The organism is Zunongwangia profunda SM-A87, from assembly GCF_000023465.1.
Taxonomy (GTDB): Bacteria; Bacteroidota; Bacteroidia; order Flavobacteriales; family Flavobacteriaceae; genus Zunongwangia; species Zunongwangia profunda.
Genome location: NC_014041.1, coordinates 1,344,183 through 1,363,064 on the forward strand (window position 1 = coordinate 1,344,183; position 18,882 = coordinate 1,363,064).

The window sequence follows — 18,882 nt, forward strand, 5'->3', positions numbered from 1 at the left end:
GTTACAGTAAATTTTAAAAAGTATTTTTACTCGATAATCGAGATTATATGATTTGAGCTTTGCCTCAACATAAAAATTAATTTCAAAAAACAGATCAGGGGTTGGCCCTGAGTTATTTAACCATATGAAAAAGAAAACATTAGTAATAGGAGCTTCTACCAACACTGCACGATATTCCAATATGGCGATAAAGAAATTGGTAGACAAGCAGCAGCCGGTGGTTGCTTTAGGGTTACGAAAAGGAGAAGTTGAAGGGGTTAAGATAGAAAACGAGCAAATTCTTTTCCCAGATATAGATACCGTAACTTTATACGTTGGACCTAAAAATCAACCCGAATATTACGACTATCTTGTTGCGCTAAATCCAAAACGCGTCATTTTTAACCCCGGGACAGAAAATCCTGAGCTTTATGGAGTCTTAGAAAAAAATAATATTAAATTTCAGAATGCCTGTACTTTAGTGCTGCTTGGTACGAATCAATATTAATCCCAAAAACGTAATTGCACCGTTTACGATTAGTAATTCGTAATTAAAAACATAACCTCCAAGATATTCAGGAGGAAGGTTTCCTAGAATAAAAGTTGTCACCACAGAAACTAAAGCTACGATCCATACCAGATGATCTTTTATTTGCATTTTTGTAAAAATTCCAAAAGCAAAAAGTCCAAGTAAAGGGCCGTAAGTATAACTGGCAGCCTTTAAAAGTAAATCGATCACGCTACTATCCAGTAAGTATTTAAATGCGATGATCACGATGACTAAAAGTATGCTAATTAAAATATGAGCTCTTTTTCTAATACTGGTTTGCGAACTGGGTTCACGTTTTTCGATATTTAGGAAATCTACGCAAAAACTGGTGGTTAGGCTGGTTAATGCACTATCGGCACTAGAGTATGCCGCGGCAATTAAACCAAGTAAAAAGATAATCGCAAGACCAATACCCATCTCGGCATTCAAAGCGATCTCGGGAAAAAGAAGGTCGGTTTTTTCCTTTCCGTCGAGTACCGGCACGCTAATTCCGTTTTGTTCCGCATAAATAAATAAAAGTGCTCCCAGAAAAAGGAATAAAATATTAACCGGAATGAACACCAGACTGTAAGACATTACATTTTTTTGTGCATCTTTTAAACTTTTACAGGTTAAATTCTTTTGCATCATATCCTGATCGAGTCCCGTCATACAAATGGTGATAAACATCCCGCCAAAGAAAGCTTTCCAGAAATAGTCTTTTTCCAGAAAATTATCAAAATGAAAAGTTTTGGTATATGGGGCAAGTTCTGGTGCTGTAAAAAAGTCGTTAAGGGTCCAGTTTAATTCTTGAGAAACAAAATAAATGGCAATACCTACCGATCCCAGCATAAAAAGGGTTTGCAATGTATCTGTCCATACAATAGTTTTAATTCCGCCGCGAGACGTGTAAATCCATATCAATAAAATGGAAAGAATCACGGTAACCACGAAAGGAATGTTCCATGCTTCAAACACAAAGTATTGTAATACGGTAGCTACGAGGAAAAGCCTGAAAGAAGCCCCCAATACTCTGGAAATAAAAAAGAAAAAAGCACCGGTTTTGTAACTCACATTACCAAATCGATTATTTAAATACTGGTAGATAGAAGTTACATTAAGACTGTAATAAATGGGGAGAAGCACAAAAGAAATCACCAGATAACCAAATAAATAACCGGCTACTACCTGCATATAGCTAAATTGGGAATCTCTAACCCAACCCGGTACAGAGATAAAGGTAACTCCAGATAAGGAGGCACCTACCATCCCAAAAGCTACGATATACCAGGGAGATTTGCCTTCTGCCTTAAAAAAAGCATCGTTGCTGTCTTCTTTTCCGGTGAAATAGGATATTAACAGTAAAAGACCAAAATAAAGCGCAATGAGTAATACAATATGTATAGGTTCCATAAATACGAATTTAACCAAAACATTTGCAAACTTAGCATATTACTAACTATTTGCATCGGTTTAAAAATTGTAAATTTGCGGTTATGGATTTTTCTTCGAAATTATTGGAGCAGGCTGTAGACCAAATGTCGCAGTTGCCCGGTATAGGAAAACGTACCGCGCTTAGATTGGTTTTGCATCTATTAAGACAACCTGAAACGCAAACCGAACAACTTACCAAAGCACTTTCTAAGCTACGGGCCGAAATAAAAAGATGTAGAAATTGTTATAATATTAGCGATACCGAGCTTTGTGATATTTGTGCAAATCCTTCCCGCCAGGAAGATCTTGTTTGTATTGTAGAAGATGTACGCGATGTGATGGCGATAGAAAATACAGGGCAATATCGTGGTATGTACCATGTTTTAGGAGGGAAGATTAGTCCTATGGATGGAATAGGCCCTTCCCAGCTTACCATTAAGCCTTTAATCGAAAAAGTGAGAGATGGTAAAATTCAGGAAATTATTTTTGCGCTAAGCAGCACTATGGAAGGGGATACAACTAATTTTTATATTTATAAACAACTAGAGGGTAGCGGCGTTAAAACATCGACCATTGCCAGGGGAATTAGCGTTGGTGATGAATTAGAATATGCTGATGAGGTAACTTTAGGAAGAAGTATTACCAATCGTATACCTTTTGAAAATAGCCTTAAAAGTTAAAAAGCTTTGGGGATAGGCTTTCAGGTTGAAAGATGAAATTGTAATTTTACACAGGAAATTAGTTAGAGATAACTTAAAAATATTTTCAGTGAATTTATATTTTATTGATTTTTTAATATTTAAAAACCTTAATTTTAATTAAATTCGCAAACGAAATAATAAAAATTAGCTTTCAAATAACGATATGGCAAAATTTGAACTGAAATTACCTAAAATGGGAGAAAGTGTTGCTGAGGCAACCATAACCAGCTGGTTAAAAGAAGTAGGCGATACCATTGAAGCAGACGAACCGGTACTTGAAATTGCTACAGATAAAGTAGATAGTGAAGTTCCCAGTGAAGTAGATGGCAAACTTATAGAAATACTTTTTGAAGCTGATGATGTAGTTGAAGTAGGCCAAACTATTGCTATTATTGAGACTGACGGTGATGTGGAGCAGGAAGATGATCTTGATCTCGATTTGGAGGACGATGAAGATGAAGATGAAGATGAAGATGAAGAAAGTACTACAGAGACAGAACAACATGTAGCTGAAGCTGAAGCTGCCGTTGAAACTGCCAAGGAGACTGCTGGAGGTAGTAGCGACTATTCAGAGTCAGATCGTTTTTATTCTCCTTTAGTAAAAAATATCGCCAAAGAAGAAAATATTAGTCTTAAAGAATTAGAAACTGTCAAAGGAACCGGTAAAAACGGTCGGGTAACCAAAGACGATATTTTAGCTTATGTTGAAAATCGCAGCAGTAAGTCAGAAGAAAATTCAGATGCTCATAAGGCAGCTTCGAAACCAGATCATTTAGAGCCCGCTTTTAAAAATCAGGAAAGTACGGTGAGTTCAGGAGAAGATGAGATTATCGAAATGAGCCGTATGGGTAAAATGATAAGTAAGCATATGATCGATAGTGTGCAGACTTCGGCTCATGTACAATCTTTTATAGAAGTAGATGTAACTAATATTTGGAACTGGAGAAACAAACATAAAGAGGCATTTCAGAAAAAAGAAGGTGAGAAATTAACATTTACACCAATATTTATGGAAGCCGTAGCGAAAGCCATTCGTGATTTTCCACTAATCAATATTTCCGTAGACGGGGATAATATAATTAAAAAGAAGAATATCAATCTTGGTATGGCGGCAGCGCTTCCCGATGGTAATCTTATTGTACCGGTAATTAAAAATGCAGATCGATTAAACCTTGTAGGCATGGCCAAAGCGGTAAACGATTTGGCGAATAGGGCACGACAGAATAAACTGAAGCCAGACGATATACAGGGGGGTACTTATACGGTAACCAATGTTGGAACATTTGGAAGTATTATGGGAACACCAATAATTAATCAGCCCCAGGTAGGTATCCTGGCCTTGGGAGCTATTCGAAAAATGCCTGCGGTTATCGAAACTCCAGAAGGTGATTTTATCGGTATTCGATATAAAATGATTTTATCGCATAGCTATGATCACCGGGTGGTGAATGGAGCGCTTGGTGGACAGTTTGTGCAGCGGGTAGCACAATATTTAGAAGGATTCGACAAAAATAGAGTATTATAAAATTTATGTATATAAAGAAAAACCGGGGTTGCTTTTTATAGGGCGATTCCCGGTTTTCTTTTTATATTGCTATAAGAATAAACAAATTTTAAAAAATGGAATTAAAGCTTACAAAACCTATTTGTTTTTTCGATCTGGAAACTACCGGAACGAACCTTGCCAAAGATAGGATTGTAGAAATAGCGATATTAAAAGTATATCCTAACGGAAATAAAGAAAGTCGTACCTGGTTGGTAAATCCAGAAATGGAAATCCCAAAAGAAGTCATTGCAATTCATGGAATTTCGAATGAGAAAGTAGCGAATGAACCGACTTTTAAAGAATTATCCAAACAAATCTATGATATGATAAAAGGCTGTGATTTGGGAGGTTATAATTCCAATCGCTTTGATATTCCGTTGTTAGCCGAAGAATTATTACGTGCAGATATCGACTTTGATATGAAAAATATGATGGCCGTAGATGTACAAACGATATTCCATAAAAAAGAGCAAAGAACTCTGGCGGCTGCTTTTAAGTTTTACTGCGGGAAAGAACTTATAGATGCACATAGTGCGGCTGCAGATACTGAAGCAACTTACGAAGTATTAAAGTCTCAATTGGATAAGTATGACGATCTGGAAAACGATATTAAATGGCTATCACAATACAGTGCCCGTAAAAGCTTTGCCGATTTTGCCGGATTTATAAGTTTCAATAAAAAAGGAGAGGAAATTTTTTCTTTTGGTAAATATCGAGGGAAGCTGGTAGAGGAAGTTCTGGAAAAGGAGCCGGGTTATTTCGGGTGGCTTCAAAATGCCGATTTTCCCCTTTACACTAAAAAGATACTCACAGCCATAAAATTACGTAAACTAAATACCAAATTTTAAAGAATGCGCATCCTGCTTACGGTATTCCTTCTTATTTCAGTTTGCACTTTTGGGCAAACTACAAGAGCCGTAGGACAGGTGGTAGATGCCAAAACTTTAGAGCCTTTACCGTATGCAAATATAGTTCTGGAAAAGGAAAAAAGAGGAATTTCGACAGATGAAGAGGGGCGATATTCTTTTGTTATAAAAGAGGTTAGTGAGAATGCTATACTTAAATTTAGTTATGTAGGTTACGAATCTCAATATTTAGAGCTAAAAGAGTTAAAGGGAAAAGTAATAAAATTAAAACCCAGCATACATCATTTGACTGAGGTAAAGATTTTTAATGTTAAAAATAGAAAGACTAAAAGAATAAATAATTTTTTGTTATCGGAATCTGTTGGTTTAGGGAATTTTAGTGGTGGGCAGTATCCTAGTACGGTGGCCAGGTTTTATGAAAAGCCGGACAAATTTGAAGAAGCCTGCTATTTAAAACAGGTTGAAATTCGGTATTTTATTTTAAAAGAAACGTTATCCCGCAGCGCAAAATACAGGTTAAGGATTATGGCGGTAGATAAGGAAGGGAAACCTTCTTACGATCTTTTGGATAACGGACTAATAGTTGAAAAAGAACCAGGCGAATATCGTACTAAAATCGATCTGTTACCTTATAAAATTCGCATTCCTGACCACGGCTTTTTTATTGCTGTAGAACATCTTTTTATAAAAGAAAATGCTTTTATGGAAAGGAAAGATTATAGGGTAAATGATACTATGGTGTATAAGGATGTGGAATTACGCAAATATGCGCCGATTTTTAAAGGGGTTTTAGAAAAGGATGATGAGGATTTTAAATCTTATTATAAAGACATCAATGGATGGCGAAAAATGAATAGTTTGGATAATTCTAATAGCGTATTTTCCGGAAAATTACCAGCCCCGGCATTCAAAATAACATTAACCGATTAAAAGATTGTAAATGAAACTTATTTGTATAGGTAGAAATTATACCGATCATATTGCCGAGTTAGAAAATGAAAAACCAGAAGATCCTGTAGTCTTCCAAAAGCCGGATACGGCGATACTATTAAAAAAACAGCCTTTTTTTATTCCAGATTTTTCTAAAGATGTACATTATGAGGTAGAGTTGCTGGTGAAGATTACAAGGGTGGGAAAACATATTCAACCTAAATTTGCCCATAAGTATTATGATGAAATAGGGCTTGGGATCGATTTTACAGCGCGAGACCTTCAGGCAAAGTTAAAAGCTAAGGGGCTTCCCTGGGAGAAAGCAAAAGGCTTTGACGGTGCTGCAGTAATCGGTGAAAAATGGCTGAATAAAAATCAATTTTCAGATTTAAACAATATTAATTTTAGCCTAAAAAAGAATGATGAGATTGTACAAAATGGCAATAGTTCTTTAATGCTATGGAAAATTGATGAACTAATTGCTTATATTTCAACTTTCTTTACGTTAAAGATAGGCGATATTATTTTTACCGGAACACCTGCTGGAGTTGGTGCGGTAGCGCCACAAGATCATTTAACCGGATTTATTGAGGACCAAGAAATTTTTTCTATAAATATTAAATAATCCCCATGAGTAGCTACGATTTAAAAGATGTAGAAGAAATGGCAGACGGCGATCAGGACTTTATACTGGTGGTAGTAAAAACTTTTCTTGAAGAAATCCCGCCAGATGTGACTGCCATGAATGAAGCCATAGATAGTGATAATGCTAAACTTGCTTACAGTTATGCCCATAAAATGAAACCTAATCTAAAGCTTTTTGGGTTAGAATTAATGCCACAAATAACTATTATAGAGCAGTGGTCTAAACAGGGTAAAAATAAAGCGGAAGTACCGGGTGCCGGTAAGGTCATTACGGGAAAGGTAGAGCAGGTTTGTGAAGAATTAAAAGAAGATTTTAATCTGTAATGAACGCAGAGATTATAACCATTGGCGATGAAATTCTTATCGGCCAGATTATCGATACCAATTCGGCTTTTATAGCCAAGGAACTTAATAAAATAGGGGTGAGTATTCATCAAATAACTTCAGTAGAAGATGAATGGAACCATATTTTAACCACCTTGAGTGACGCTCAAAAAAGAGCAGATATAGTTATCATTACCGGCGGACTTGGCCCTACTAAAGACGATATTACCAAGAAATGCCTTTGTGAGTTTTTTAATGATACGCTGATTAAAGATGAAGCGGTTTTAGCGCATATCGAAGAACTTTTTAAAAAATATATTGATACTCCTATTTCAGATTTAAACCGGCTACAGGCCATGGTGCCTTCAAAGTGCGAAGTCCTTATGAATAGGTATGGTACTGCTCCCGGGATGTGGTTAAAAAAGGAAGATACTATTTTTATTTCTTTACCTGGTGTACCCTATGAAATGAAAGCTTTAATGCAGGATGAGGTCATTCCCCGAATAAGGGATCGTTTTAAAAGACCATTTATTCTGCATAAGACTGTACTTACCTTTGGGATGGGAGAAAGTGCTATTGCAGAAAAAATAGAATCCTGGGAAGAAGCCTTACCGGCTCACATAAGACTGGCATATTTGCCAAACCTGGGTAAAGTACGTTTGCGATTAAGCACAAAAGGTAGTGATCCCATTAATATGGAAAAGGAAGTGAACGATCAGATAAAATCGCTTAGCCAGATTATTGGGGATATTATTAAAGGGATAGAGGAAGAAGATCCTATTGAAGTGCAGATAAGGAATCTACTCACCGCAAACGACGCAAGCCTGGCTACAGCTGAAAGTTTTACTGGGGGCAGATTAGCTGCAATATTTACAGGATATCCAGGGGCTTCCGCATTTTTTAAAGGCAGTGTGGTGGCCTACGCAACAGAAGCTAAAGTGAATATTCTAGGGGTGTCACCAGAACTTATAGAAAAATATTCTGTGGTAAGCAATGAAGTGGCTTGTGAAATGGCTAAAAAAGTAAAAGCTTTATACCAAACCGATTATGCCATAGCAACTACGGGAAATGCCGGCCCGGACAAAGGTGATAGCGATGCTGAAGTTGGAACCGTTTTTTTGGCAATTGCTACACCACAACGCGTTTTTGCTCATGAATTTAATTTTGGGAATCATCGGGATAAGGTCGTGGGAAAGGCTGTTAATAAATGTATGGAGATGATATTAGATGAAATTTACAGCCAAAAATAGGCTGGTTTGAGTCAATAATTTAATACTCAATAGCAACGAAAATAATATCGTAAATTTTTTTTGCAGAATGTGTTGTGAATTAGGGATAAAAATCGTTAATTTGCACCCTGTTTTGAAATAACGAGATAAAGTATAGAGCAATGTCAAGAGTTTGTGAACTTACAGGGAAAAAAGCGATGGTTGGGAACAATGTTTCTCACGCAATGAATAAGACCAAGCGTAAATTTAACGCTAACCTGGTAAAGAAACGTTTTTTTATTCCTGAAGAGGATAAATGGATCACTTTAAAAGTATCTACCTCTGCGCTTAAAAATATTAACAAGAAAGGAATCTCTGCCGTTATTAAAGAGGCTAGAGCAAAAGGATTTCTTCAAAAATAATCCTTTACCTATAAAAACAAATTAAGATGGCAAAGAAAGGAAACAGAGTACAGGTTATTTTAGAGTGTACCGAGCATAAAGCTTCTGGTCAACCAGGTACATCAAGATATATCACTACAAAGAATAAAAAAAATACGCCGGATAGAATGGAGTTAAAGAAATTTAACCCAATCTTGAAAAAAATGACGGTTCATAAAGAGATTAAATAATTTGAGTCATGGCAAAGAAATCAGTAGCAGCATTACAAACAGGATCTAAGAGATTAAGCAAAGCTATTAAAATGGTTAAATCTCCTAAAACAGGTGCATATACTTTCGTTGAAGCTATTATGGCTCCTGAAGATGTAAACGATTATTTAAAAAAGTAATCGGATAAAAAATTTATATTTTTTTTAAATGGCCGTCCTGATTTGTTATCTGGACGGCTTTTTCTTTTTACGTATATTTACCGCTAATAACAAAGTCCTTTTTTTAAAGGACTATTCTCATTAAAACGAATAACCAAAAATGAGTTTATTTAAAAAGATCTTTTCAAAAGAAAAAAAGGAAACTCTGGATAAAGGGCTGGAGAAAAGTAAAAGCAGCTTTTTTTCTAAAATGAGCAAAGCTGTTGCCGGTAAGTCTAAAGTTGACGACGAAGTTCTTGATGATTTAGAAGATGTGCTGGTAAGTAGTGATGTTGGGGTAGCCACTACTATAAAAATTATAAACCGTATAGAAGATCGTGTAGCCAAAGACAAGTATTTGGGAACCGATGAACTTAACAAAATCCTAAGAGAAGAAATTGCCGGTTTATTATCCGAAACCAATTCTGGTAACGCTACAGATTTTACTGTACCCAATAAGAAACCTTACGTAATGATGGTTGTGGGGGTTAATGGTGTAGGGAAAACAACAACTATCGGGAAACTGGCCAATCAATTTAAAAGCCGAGGCTTAAAAGTTGTTTTAGGAGCCGCCGATACTTTTAGAGCAGCAGCTATCGATCAATTACAGGTTTGGGCAGAACGTACCGATGTACCTATTATAAAACAATCCATGGGTAGTGATCCTGCTTCTGTAGCCTTCGATACCGTACAAAATGCTGTTAAAATGGATGCAGATGTTGTTTTAATTGATACTGCAGGAAGGTTGCATAATAAGGTAAACCTCATGAAAGAGCTTTCTAAAGTAAAAAGAGTGATGCAAAAAGTAATACCAGATGCGCCCCATGAAGTGCTTTTAGTTTTAGATGGTTCTACTGGGCAAAATGCTTTTGAGCAGGCTAAGCAATTCACAGCTGCTACTGAAGTTACCTCTCTGGCGGTAACCAAGTTAGATGGTACCGCAAAAGGTGGTGTTGTGATTGGGATTAGCGATCAATTCCAAATTCCGGTAAAATATATTGGTGTAGGAGAACGGGTGGAAGATCTTCAGGTTTTTAACAAGTTTGAATTTGTAGATTCCTTTTTTAAATAATAGGTATTATTTTTCTTGAAGTTGAGTTATTATTAAGTAATTCAGCTATTTTTTTTGGCTTCGTGCTTGTACCGCGGAAATATTTTTCTTGAAGAAATTCTAATTCCGGATATGATTTTGTTCAGAAAAATATATGAATAAACTAATCAATAGTCAATTAGCTAATCCCACATGAAAAAGATTTTATTCCTTTGCAGTATTTTAGCCTTGGTAAGCTGCAAAAATGATAAAGGAAATAATAAAGACACTCAGGAAATTACAGACTCTAATTTTACTGAGGTAGAAGATGATCAAGAGCACGAGGTATTAGAGTTTAAAGTTTTAGATTCTAAATATCTTGAAAAAGATATACTCTGGTCTCCTTTTGAAATTGAGCTTTATAAAGTAACAGAAAAGAAATATGATAGTTTAAAATCAATAATTCTTGAAAAATCTGTTACAGAACTACAAAAAGCGATAGCCGAAGAGCAACTTACCTACGAAGAGCTTACCCTGTTTTATCTTTACCGAATGAGAAAATTAGATCGGGAAAACGATCTTTCTCTCAATGCTGTTATTGCAGTTAATCCAAATGTTTTAACTGAGGCCCGACTTAAGGATAGAAACTATAAAAATACCGCGAATAAAAGTCCGATTTACGGTATTCCTGTATTGTTAAAAGATAATATCAATACGTCCACGATGCCAACAACGGCGGGATCTGTGGCGTTGCAGGGAAATACGACCCCAAATGCTTTTATAACAAATAAGTTAGAAGAAAGTGGGGCGATAATTTTAGGAAAAGCAAATCTTAGTGAATGGGCCTATTTTTTCTGTAAAGATTGCCCAAGTGGGTATTCTGCGGTGGGTGGACAAACCTTAAATCCTTACGGACGTAGAATTTTTGACACCGGTGGTTCTAGTTCTGGTAGTGCTGTAGCCGTTGCAGCCAATTTTGCTCCTTTAGCCGTAGGATCTGAAACTTCAGGATCAATACTTTCACCATCTAGTCAGAATAGTCTTGTAGGATTAAAACCAACGATTGGACTTTTAAGTAGAACTGGTATTATACCAATTTCAAGTACTTTAGATACGCCCGGGCCAATAACCAAAACGGTTATGGATAATGCTATTTTACTAAGCGCAATGGCTGGTAGGGATACGTCTGATACCAAAGTTTATGCAGATTCTATTAAAGTGACCACAGATTATTATTCTGCTTTAACCGATACCACCAGTTTACGTGGCGTACGATTAGGAGTGATCAAAGAACTTACTCAAGATTCGCTATATAGTCGTGCCATTAACGAGCTTAAAAAGATTGGAGCTCAAATCGTCGAATTTGAGGCTGAAGCTATTGAATTAGAAAACTTTCTTAGGTTATTGAACCTTGACATGAAAAAAGATCTTCCTGATTATTTAGAACGCTACGGAAAAAGAATAGAGGTACGATCTGTAGAAGATATTATGACTTTCAATATGGAGGATTCTGTACAGCGAGCACCTTACGGACAGGGTTTGTTTGAAGGAATTGTAAAAGATAATGCTACAGCTAAAGAATTTCAGGCCATAAAAGATACCCTAAAAATACGCGGAAAACGATTTTTCGATATACCGATGAAAGAGCATTATTTAGACGGTATTCTTTCTATTAATAACTATCATGCCGGCTTTGCTGCGGTTGCAGAATACCCTGCGATCACGGTACCTATGGGCTATGACGATATTGGGGAACCTAAAGGTTTAACCTTTATTTCTATTCCTTATTCCGAACAAAATTTATTACGCTGGGCTTATGCTTACGAGCAGGAATCGCAGCAACGTAAACCACCAAAAGACTATTCCAAGTAATGGCACAACGATACCTGATTATCTTTACCAAACTTATATTTATTTATTGCCTTTTTTATGTGATCATGAAAATACTGGCCGTATTCCAGGGTGCATGGCTTTATGCGAATCTAATAATGACTTTTCCAGTACTTCTGCTAGGGCTTTTAGGTGCTTATTTTGTAAAGGTCAAAAAGTATAACTGGATCTATGTGATCATTTCTGCAATACTTATAAGTATTATCAGGTATTATGAGCAAGGCTGGTTGTTAGGCTTGCATAATTTTTTTGCTGCGAATTAAAAAAACATCTTAAAATTAAAGAAATATACTTATTACTCTTTTTTTAGAGGACGTTTCTTAATTGAATTTCAAAAAAATTATATTAAAATGCTTCGAATTTTAACGCTACTTATCATTTGTACCTTAAGTTTTAATTGCCTTAGTCAAATTCCAACTGAAGCATATCGTGAAGAAATAAAAGCTTTAAAAACCGACGATGAAATTGCTGATTATTGGAAAATAATTAATGAATTAGACCAGGAGGTTTTATTGAAGACTGAAGATAGGTTTAGGTATGACTCAATTTCTGTGGATAATATGATTAGAACTTCATTGCTTTTTAAGATTCATGGAAATAAAGGATATGTGTTAATTAGTAAAACAAGTAGTGCTATATTACCAATAGTGAATTTAGCGCATAATCGAGATGCCAAGATAAATCTTGCTTATTGGTCTTTGATTGCAAATGAAGAAATAATTAAAAGATTTAAAACGAGTTTATTCCCTAGTTACACATTAGAATCGCTATCTCTTTCTGCTTATGATTATTCTTTAGTTAATCAGGAAAGCAGGTATGCTTATTTATTAGAAAAGTTGGCAGAAATGCCTGCTGAAGATGATTTGGTAAAAAGACTTGAAAAGTTATTTTCAGAATATAAAATCACAAAAGATTTAGAGGTTTTGGATGTTATTGGAGAATGGCAAAATCAGGCATTTAAAAACCAAAAAACTGGTGGGAACTTTCAATTAGTAAAACTGGCAGATCAAAATTTTTATTTCTTGAGGTTTGACAGCAGAATTCTTCTGGAAAAAATAGAAAAAGATGCTGTAGATATATTTAAAGTTTCAGGTTATCCTTTCGGTTGGTATTATACTTATAATGAGGAAGGGGAATTAATTCTATACGACCAAAATGATGAAATTTTAATAGAATATAGTGCTATTTAAAAGATTCGCCTAACAATTAATAATTTAAAATCCATCCTAACAAAAGTTTCGATGGATTTTTTATAGCCATTAAATTGCAATAGTTAGTATCTTAGTGCCACTCTGAAAATTTAGCTAAATTAAATTCATTTATTTTATGAGAAAATTTTATTTGCTGATCATGCTATTATTTGTTGGTGTGGCAGTTTCAGCACAAGAAAATGCAAAATGGTTACGATATCCTTCGATTTCACCAAATGGTGAAACTATCGTTTTTGGATATATGGGGAACCTTTATCGGGTTAGTAGTGATGGGGGAGTAGCCATTGCCATAACTACAGGAGATGCTTATGATATGCGTCCCGTTTGGAGTCACGATGGTAAAAGTATAGCTTTTGCCAGCGATCGTTATGGTAATTTTGATGTATATACCATGCCAGCTACAGGTGGAACACCTACAAGATTAACTTATAATAGCGCCAATGATTTTCCCTACGATTTTTCACCACAGGACGATAAGGTTCTTTACGGGAGTGGTCGTAATGCACCGGCATCAAGCGTAAGATTTCCAAGTCCCGGATTATTTCAAAATTTGTATACCATCCCTATAAAAGGTGGACGACCAGAATTACTTACCGCTGCGGGAGCAGAAGAAGCCCATTTTAGTAAAGATGGAACGCATTTGGTTTTTCAGGATAGAAAAGGTTATGAAGATGCCTGGAGAAAACATCATACTTCGGCAGTCACAAGAGATATTTGGTTGTATGATCTTGAGAATGATTCGTATAAGCAAATCAGTAATTTTGAGGGTGAAGATCGTGAGCCTGTTTTTAGTGCTGATGGAACAAAAGTATTTTATCTGAATGAAAAAGACGGTACACAAAATTTGTACGTCAAAAATTTAAGCTCGGGTTCCGAAGAAAAACTGACTAATTTTAAAGATTTTCCGGTGCGTCACTTAAGTATTTCTGATAGCGATAAATTGGCGTTTACCTGGAAAGGTGAAGTCTATACCATGACGCCAGGAACTCAACCTAAAAAACTGGAGATTAAAGTTCTGGATGATGCTGCTTTCGAAGCCATCAAAAATATGGATATCAATAGTGTAACCGAATTTGCGGTTAGTCCTAATAATAAAGAGATTGCTTTTGTAAATCGAGGCGAAGTTTTTGTGACCGGTGTAGACGATTCCCGTACAAAAAGAATTACCAATACCTCTACTCAGGAGCGTATGGTGAGCTGGTCCCCAAGCGGAAAAGAATTAATTTTTTCCGGGGAGAAGGATGGTAGCTGGAATGTATATAAAGCGACTTTAAACCGCCCGCAGGAAGAGTATTTCTATGCTTCGACCATTGTAGATATTGAGCCTTTAATTAACACGACTGCTGAAGAATTTCAGGCTAAAATTTCTCCAGATTCTTCTAAAATCGCTTTTATAGAGGAACGAAATATTTTAAAAGTAATGGATCTAAAATCGGGTAAGAAAACAGTAATTCTTCCTGAAGGTAGAAATCATTCGTATAGTGATGGAGATTGGTCTTTTCAATGGAGCCCAGATAGCCGTTGGCTAATGGTAGATGATCAAAAAGGTTATTTTTTTAATAATAATGTGGCTTTAATTAAAGCGAACGGTAACGGAGAAATTTTTCATCCTGTAAATAGTGGCTTTGGGGAATCTAACGCCAAATGGGCCATGGATGGTAAAATGATGACCTATACCAGTAGCCGCGAGGGTAGAAAATCATTAGCGAACCAGGGAAGTACCGAGCAGGATATCTACGCGGTATTTTTTGATCAAAAAGCATATGATCGATATACTCTAAGCGAAGAAGAATTTAAACTTTTAGAAGAGCGCGAGAAAAAGGAGAAAGAAGAAAAGGAAAAAGCAGAAGAAGACGGGAAAAAATCTAAAAAGAAAAAAGAAGAAAAAAAGGATGAACCTTTAAAACTTAATTTCGATAACCTTGATATCCGTAAAGTAAAACTTACAATTAACTCTGCCAGTATTAGTGATTATGTGTTGAATAAAGATGCGAGCAAAGTTTTTTATCTGGCATCATTTGAAAAAGGATATGATCTTTGGGTAACCGAGCCAAGAACCAGAGAAACCAAGATTTTGGCAAAAATGGGCGGTTCTCCTAGCGGAATTGAAATTAGTGAAGATGGGAAATCCTTATTTTTAAGTAATAATGGACGTTTGGTAAAAGTAGATGCAGAAAGTGGTAAGGTAGAAAATATAGCTATCAATGGTGATATGGTGATTGATGCTGCTGCTGAAAGAGAATATATGTTTAACCATATGTGGAGACAGGTTACCAAGAAATTCTATGATCCTGAGATTCACGGAATCGATTGGCAAATGTACCATGACGAATATGCGAAGTTTTTACCGCATATCAATAATAATTATGATTTTCAGGAATTGTTAAGTGAGCTTTTAGGAGAGTTAAATGCTTCTCACACTGGGGGACGTTATTATGCCTCTGGTGCTAACGGTGATCATACCGCTTCTTTAGGAGTATTATATAATGAATCCTATATGGGAGACGGAATTAAAATCTCTGAAGTGATTTCAGGAGGACCATTAGATAATGCCGATAGCAAAATAAAAGCAGGTGATATAATTATCAAAATCAATGGTAAAACTATCAAATCTGATGAAAACTGGAATAAATATCTAAATAACATTCAGGATAAAAATACTTTACTAACCATTAAAAGCGGGAACTCCACTTTCGAAGAAACCATCAAGCCTGTTTCGGTAGGATCAGAGCGTGCTTTAATGTACAAGCGTTGGGTGCGTACCATGGAGCGTAAAACCGATAGCCTTAGTAACGGTAAACTGGGTTATGTGCATATCCAGGGAATGAATGATGGTAGTTTTAGAGATGTTTATGAAAATGCACTTGGTAAGAATTTAGAAAAAGAAGGTCTTGTGGTAGATACCCGTTTTAACGGTGGTGGATGGTTGCATGACGATCTTAATACTTTTTTAAGCGGGGAAGAATATTTAAAGTTCGCACCACAGGGAGAAGTGATTAAAGGGGGAGAACCCATGACCCGTTGGACCAAGCCCAGTATCGTTTTAATGAGTGAAGGAAATTATAGTGATGCTTTTATTTTCCCTTATGTTTACAAACAAAACGGAATAGGTAAACTGGTAGGGATGCCAGTGGCAGGTACCGGTACAGCGGTATGGTGGGAAAGACAAATAGATCCTTCGATCATATTTGGAATACCAATGGTAGCCACTATAGGTGCAGAAGGAGAACCAACAGAAAATATGGAGTTGCAACCCGATATAGAAGTAGCATTACCTTATAATGAATTTTTAAGTGGAGATGATCCCCAGTTGCAAACTGCAGTAAAAGAACTTTTAAAAGAAACCGAATAAGCTTAATTAACCCTAACTTAATGATCAAATTCTTAAAAAATAACTCGTTACCAGTACTGTTTATGCTGGTAACGAGTTATTCAACCTTTGCACAGGCCGTAAAAGAAAAAAGTCCGGCTGAATATGTAAACCCATATATGGGTAATATTAGTCATATGTTGGTACCAACCTACCCAACGATACATATGCCAAATAGCATGTTGCGGGTATATCCGGAACGTTCAGATTATAATGGCGATTTGTTAAATGGCCTGCCTTTGATGATTACCAGTCATCGTGGTAGTTCTGCATTTAATTTGAGTCCGTTTCAGGGAGCGCTTTCCGACATTAAACCGGTAATAAAATTTAGTTATGATTTAGAAGAAATTCATCCTTACAGTTACCATGTTTATTTAGATGAGCAGGAAACTACGGTAGATTATGGATTAGCATCGCAGTCGGCTAAATATACTATTCATTTTGAAAAAGAAAAAGAAAGTCACCTTATCCTCAATTCGAGAAACGGCATGTTAACCTGGGATGGTGAAGCAATCGCTGGCTATCAGATTATAGGAAATAACACCAAAGTTTATATCTATTTAATTCCGAAGCAAAAGCCCGAAAAAGTTCAGGTTTTGGATGAAAATACTACGCTTATTTCAGGTACTAAAGCAGAGGGTAGAAATGCCAGTATCGTATTAAGTTTCTCAAAATCGCAATCTAATTTAGAGTTGCCATACGGGGTATCTTTTATTAATGAGCAACAAGCTAAATCGAATTATCAAAGAGAGATAAAAGGTAGAACAGTGGCCGAGTTACAAGAACAGGGGAAACAGATTTGGGACGAAGCATTAGGTAAAATGCAGGTAGAAGGTGGTAGTGAAGCCGATAAAAATGTTTTTTACACATCGCTATATCGTTCTTACGAGCGCCCTGTTTGTATTTCTGAAGATGGGCGATATTACAGTGCTTTTGATGGCCAGGTGCATCAGGATAATGGAAGACCGTTTTATACAGACGATTGGATTTGGGATTCGTACAGAGCACATCATCCATTGCGTGTTTTGCTGAATCCTAAGCAGGAAGAGGATATTATTCATTCTTTTATTTTAATGGCACAGCAGATGGAGCATAACTGGTTACCAACCTTTCCTGAAGTAACGGGAGATAGTAGAAGAATGAATTCTAATCATGGTGTGGCGACTATTTTGGATGCTTCAGAAAAAGGAGTTGATAATTTTGATCTTGAAAAGGCTTATCAGGCATCTAAAGCAGCAATTACAGAAAAAACATTAGCGCCGTGGTCTGGGAAACCGGCCGGCGAACTAGATACTTTCTATAAAAGAAATGGATTTATCCCGGCTTTAAGGGATGGTGAGGAAGAAACCATTCCTGAAGTTAGTGGTTTTGAGAAGCGCCAGCCCGTAGCGGTAACATTAGGAACGGCTTATGATGAATGGTGTCTGGCGGTTTTAGCAAATAAATTAGACCATAAGAATGACTATAAGCGCTTTATAAAAGAAGCCCTAAATTATCGAAATTTGTTTAATAGCGAAACCAATTTTTTCCATCCTAAGGATAAAAATGGTGAATTTATAGCACCATTTGATTATCGTTTTTCTGGAGGCGTGGGTGCAAGAAATTATTATGGAGAGAATAATGGTTGGACATACCGATGGGACGTACAGCATAATGTTGCAGATTTAATTGATTTGATGGGAGGTAGAAAAGCCTTTATTGATAATCTTGATGCTACATTTGCTGAGCCAATGGGTAGAGGCAAAAGAGAGTTTTATACGCAGTTACCGGATCAAACCGGGAATGTAGGCCAGTTTAGTATGGCCAATGAGCCTTCACTTCATATCCCATACCTGTATAGCTATGCCGGTGAACCGTGGAAGACCCAGAAACGCATAAAAAAATTAATACATACCTGGTTTAGAAATGATTTTATGGGAGTTCCGGGAGATGAAGATGGCGGCGGAATGTCTTCTTTTGTAGTATTTTCTCAATTAGGATTTTATCCGGTAACGCCGGGGTTACCCATTTATGTGATTGGAAGTCCGTTTTTTGAAAAATCTGAAGTGACATTAGAAAATGGTAAAACTTTCACCATCGTTGCAGAAAATTTCTCTAAGGACAATAAGTATATACAAAGCGCTACTTTAAATGGTAAAAACTGGGACAACCCCTGGTTTACGCATACAGATTTAGAAAATGGGGGGACATTAGTCTTAAAAATGGGTAACAAAGCAAATAAAGATTGGGGAAGCAAACCCGAAAATGCTCCGCCTTCTTTTCAATTTTAGCTCTTTGTTGATCATTTTGGTTGTGATTTCATTTTTTCAGGTTGATTCCATCCAATTGCAACCTTGTTCATAAATGACTCTCCAAAAACTTATAAAACTGCCTTGTGAAATTTTTTTCCAGGGCAGTTTTTTTATATCGCGC

At 36.3% G+C, this 18,882-nt stretch carries 18 protein-coding genes; 17 read left to right on the forward strand and 1 reads right to left on the reverse strand.

The annotated features are described in order from the left end of the window. Positions 1-124: 124 nt before the first annotated feature. Entirely contained in the window at positions 125-487 is a 363-nt protein-coding gene (locus tag ZPR_RS05900; protein ID WP_013070722.1) for a CoA-binding protein, read from the forward strand. On the opposite strand, the gene ZPR_RS05905 is transcribed toward ZPR_RS05900, so the two are convergent. After that, entirely contained in the window at positions 458-1,921 is a 1,464-nt protein-coding gene (locus tag ZPR_RS05905) for a sodium:solute symporter (protein ID WP_013070723.1), read from the reverse strand. The genes ZPR_RS05900 and ZPR_RS05905 overlap by 30 nt on opposite strands. A gap of 83 nt (positions 1,922-2,004) precedes the next feature. Here ZPR_RS05905 and recR point away from each other — a divergent pair, with 83 nt between their 5' ends. The 16 genes from recR to ZPR_RS05980 all read left to right on the forward strand — a co-directional run bounded on the left by recR (position 2,005) and on the right by ZPR_RS05980 (position 18,740). After that, positions 2,005-2,622 carry a recombination mediator RecR gene (gene recR / locus ZPR_RS05910; RefSeq protein ID WP_013070724.1) on the forward strand — a complete coding sequence of 206 codons (618 nt, stop codon included), beginning with the start codon at positions 2,005-2,007 and terminating at the stop codon, positions 2,620-2,622. A gap of 184 nt (positions 2,623-2,806) precedes the next feature. After that, on the forward strand, positions 2,807-4,168 hold the full coding sequence (locus ZPR_RS05915; protein ID WP_013070726.1) for a dihydrolipoamide acetyltransferase family protein: 1,362 nt from the start codon (positions 2,807-2,809) through the stop codon (positions 4,166-4,168). Between the two features lie 95 nt (positions 4,169-4,263). After that, the gene (locus ZPR_RS05920) at positions 4,264-5,037 is read left to right on the forward strand and encodes a 3'-5' exonuclease (protein ID WP_013070727.1); all 774 of its coding nucleotides are present in this window, start codon (positions 4,264-4,266) and stop codon (positions 5,035-5,037) included. Between the two features lie 3 nt (positions 5,038-5,040). Continuing rightward, a complete protein-coding gene (locus ZPR_RS05925) occupies positions 5,041-5,985 on the forward strand; it encodes a carboxypeptidase-like regulatory domain-containing protein (RefSeq protein ID WP_013070728.1) in 945 nt (314 codons plus the stop codon). Between the two features lie 10 nt (positions 5,986-5,995). After that, on the forward strand, positions 5,996-6,610 hold the full coding sequence (locus ZPR_RS05930) for a fumarylacetoacetate hydrolase family protein (RefSeq protein WP_013070729.1): 615 nt from the start codon (positions 5,996-5,998) through the stop codon (positions 6,608-6,610). Positions 6,611-6,615: 5 nt separating this feature from the next. Further along, positions 6,616-6,954, forward strand: a complete 339-nt coding sequence (locus ZPR_RS05935; protein ID WP_013070730.1) for an Hpt domain-containing protein — start codon at positions 6,616-6,618, stop codon at positions 6,952-6,954. Beyond that, positions 6,954-8,204 (forward strand): competence/damage-inducible protein A, encoded by a 1,251-nt coding sequence (locus tag ZPR_RS05940; RefSeq protein WP_013070731.1) that lies wholly within the window; start codon positions 6,954-6,956, stop codon positions 8,202-8,204. The genes ZPR_RS05935 and ZPR_RS05940 overlap by 1 nt, the downstream gene beginning before the upstream one ends. A 140-nt stretch (positions 8,205-8,344) precedes the next feature. Further along, positions 8,345-8,584 (forward strand): 50S ribosomal protein L28, encoded by a 240-nt coding sequence (gene rpmB, locus ZPR_RS05945; RefSeq protein ID WP_013070732.1) that lies wholly within the window; start codon positions 8,345-8,347, stop codon positions 8,582-8,584. Positions 8,585-8,610: 26 nt separating this feature from the next. Beyond that, positions 8,611-8,793, forward strand: a complete 183-nt coding sequence (gene rpmG / locus ZPR_RS05950; RefSeq protein WP_013070733.1) for a 50S ribosomal protein L33 — start codon at positions 8,611-8,613, stop codon at positions 8,791-8,793. Between the two features lie 8 nt (positions 8,794-8,801). Next, positions 8,802-8,951: a DUF4295 domain-containing protein gene (locus ZPR_RS22885; protein ID WP_013070734.1), complete on the forward strand. Its 150-nt coding sequence runs from the start codon at positions 8,802-8,804 to the stop codon at positions 8,949-8,951. Between the two features lie 139 nt (positions 8,952-9,090). Continuing rightward, positions 9,091-10,041: a signal recognition particle-docking protein FtsY gene (gene ftsY, locus ZPR_RS05955; protein ID WP_013070735.1), complete on the forward strand. Its 951-nt coding sequence runs from the start codon at positions 9,091-9,093 to the stop codon at positions 10,039-10,041. Between the two features lie 171 nt (positions 10,042-10,212). Next, the gene (locus ZPR_RS05960) at positions 10,213-11,871 is read left to right on the forward strand and encodes an amidase family protein (RefSeq protein WP_013070736.1); all 1,659 of its coding nucleotides are present in this window, start codon (positions 10,213-10,215) and stop codon (positions 11,869-11,871) included. Then, positions 11,871-12,152 (forward strand): hypothetical protein, encoded by a 282-nt coding sequence (locus ZPR_RS05965; RefSeq protein ID WP_041578716.1) that lies wholly within the window; start codon positions 11,871-11,873, stop codon positions 12,150-12,152. The genes ZPR_RS05960 and ZPR_RS05965 overlap by 1 nt, the downstream gene beginning before the upstream one ends. An 87-nt stretch (positions 12,153-12,239) precedes the next feature. Beyond that, the gene (locus ZPR_RS05970) at positions 12,240-13,079 is read left to right on the forward strand and encodes a hypothetical protein (protein ID WP_013070738.1); all 840 of its coding nucleotides are present in this window, start codon (positions 12,240-12,242) and stop codon (positions 13,077-13,079) included. Between the two features lie 136 nt (positions 13,080-13,215). Then, positions 13,216-16,452, forward strand: coding sequence for a S41 family peptidase (locus ZPR_RS05975; RefSeq protein WP_013070739.1), 3,237 nt, complete (start codon positions 13,216-13,218; stop codon positions 16,450-16,452). Positions 16,453-16,472: 20 nt separating this feature from the next. Beyond that, a complete protein-coding gene (locus ZPR_RS05980) occupies positions 16,473-18,740 on the forward strand; it encodes a GH92 family glycosyl hydrolase (protein WP_041578717.1) in 2,268 nt (755 codons plus the stop codon). The last annotated feature ends 142 nt before the right edge of the window (positions 18,741-18,882 follow it).

Bases quoted from the DNA above. Each gene is read 5' to 3' on its own strand.
- ZPR_RS05900 (WP_013070722.1), top strand. From the start codon at position 125: ATGAAAAAGAAAACATTAGTAATAGGAGCTTCTACCAACACTGCACGA.
- ZPR_RS05905 (WP_013070723.1), bottom strand. From the start codon at position 1,921: ATGGAACCTATACATATTGTATTACTCATTGCGCTTTATTTTGGTCTT.
- recR (WP_013070724.1), top strand. From the start codon at position 2,005: ATGGATTTTTCTTCGAAATTATTGGAGCAGGCTGTAGACCAAATGTCG.
- ZPR_RS05915 (WP_013070726.1), top strand. From the start codon at position 2,807: ATGGCAAAATTTGAACTGAAATTACCTAAAATGGGAGAAAGTGTTGCT.
- ZPR_RS05920 (WP_013070727.1), top strand. From the start codon at position 4,264: ATGGAATTAAAGCTTACAAAACCTATTTGTTTTTTCGATCTGGAAACT.
- ZPR_RS05925 (WP_013070728.1), top strand. From the start codon at position 5,041: ATGCGCATCCTGCTTACGGTATTCCTTCTTATTTCAGTTTGCACTTTT.
- ZPR_RS05930 (WP_013070729.1), top strand. From the start codon at position 5,996: ATGAAACTTATTTGTATAGGTAGAAATTATACCGATCATATTGCCGAG.
- ZPR_RS05935 (WP_013070730.1), top strand. From the start codon at position 6,616: ATGAGTAGCTACGATTTAAAAGATGTAGAAGAAATGGCAGACGGCGAT.
- ZPR_RS05940 (WP_013070731.1), top strand. From the start codon at position 6,954: ATGAACGCAGAGATTATAACCATTGGCGATGAAATTCTTATCGGCCAG.
- rpmB (WP_013070732.1), top strand. From the start codon at position 8,345: ATGTCAAGAGTTTGTGAACTTACAGGGAAAAAAGCGATGGTTGGGAAC.
- rpmG (WP_013070733.1), top strand. From the start codon at position 8,611: ATGGCAAAGAAAGGAAACAGAGTACAGGTTATTTTAGAGTGTACCGAG.
- ZPR_RS22885 (WP_013070734.1), top strand. From the start codon at position 8,802: ATGGCAAAGAAATCAGTAGCAGCATTACAAACAGGATCTAAGAGATTA.
- ftsY (WP_013070735.1), top strand. From the start codon at position 9,091: ATGAGTTTATTTAAAAAGATCTTTTCAAAAGAAAAAAAGGAAACTCTG.
- ZPR_RS05960 (WP_013070736.1), top strand. From the start codon at position 10,213: ATGAAAAAGATTTTATTCCTTTGCAGTATTTTAGCCTTGGTAAGCTGC.
- ZPR_RS05965 (WP_041578716.1), top strand. From the start codon at position 11,871: ATGGCACAACGATACCTGATTATCTTTACCAAACTTATATTTATTTAT.
- ZPR_RS05970 (WP_013070738.1), top strand. From the start codon at position 12,240: ATGCTTCGAATTTTAACGCTACTTATCATTTGTACCTTAAGTTTTAAT.
- ZPR_RS05975 (WP_013070739.1), top strand. From the start codon at position 13,216: ATGAGAAAATTTTATTTGCTGATCATGCTATTATTTGTTGGTGTGGCA.
- ZPR_RS05980 (WP_041578717.1), top strand. From the start codon at position 16,473: ATGATCAAATTCTTAAAAAATAACTCGTTACCAGTACTGTTTATGCTG.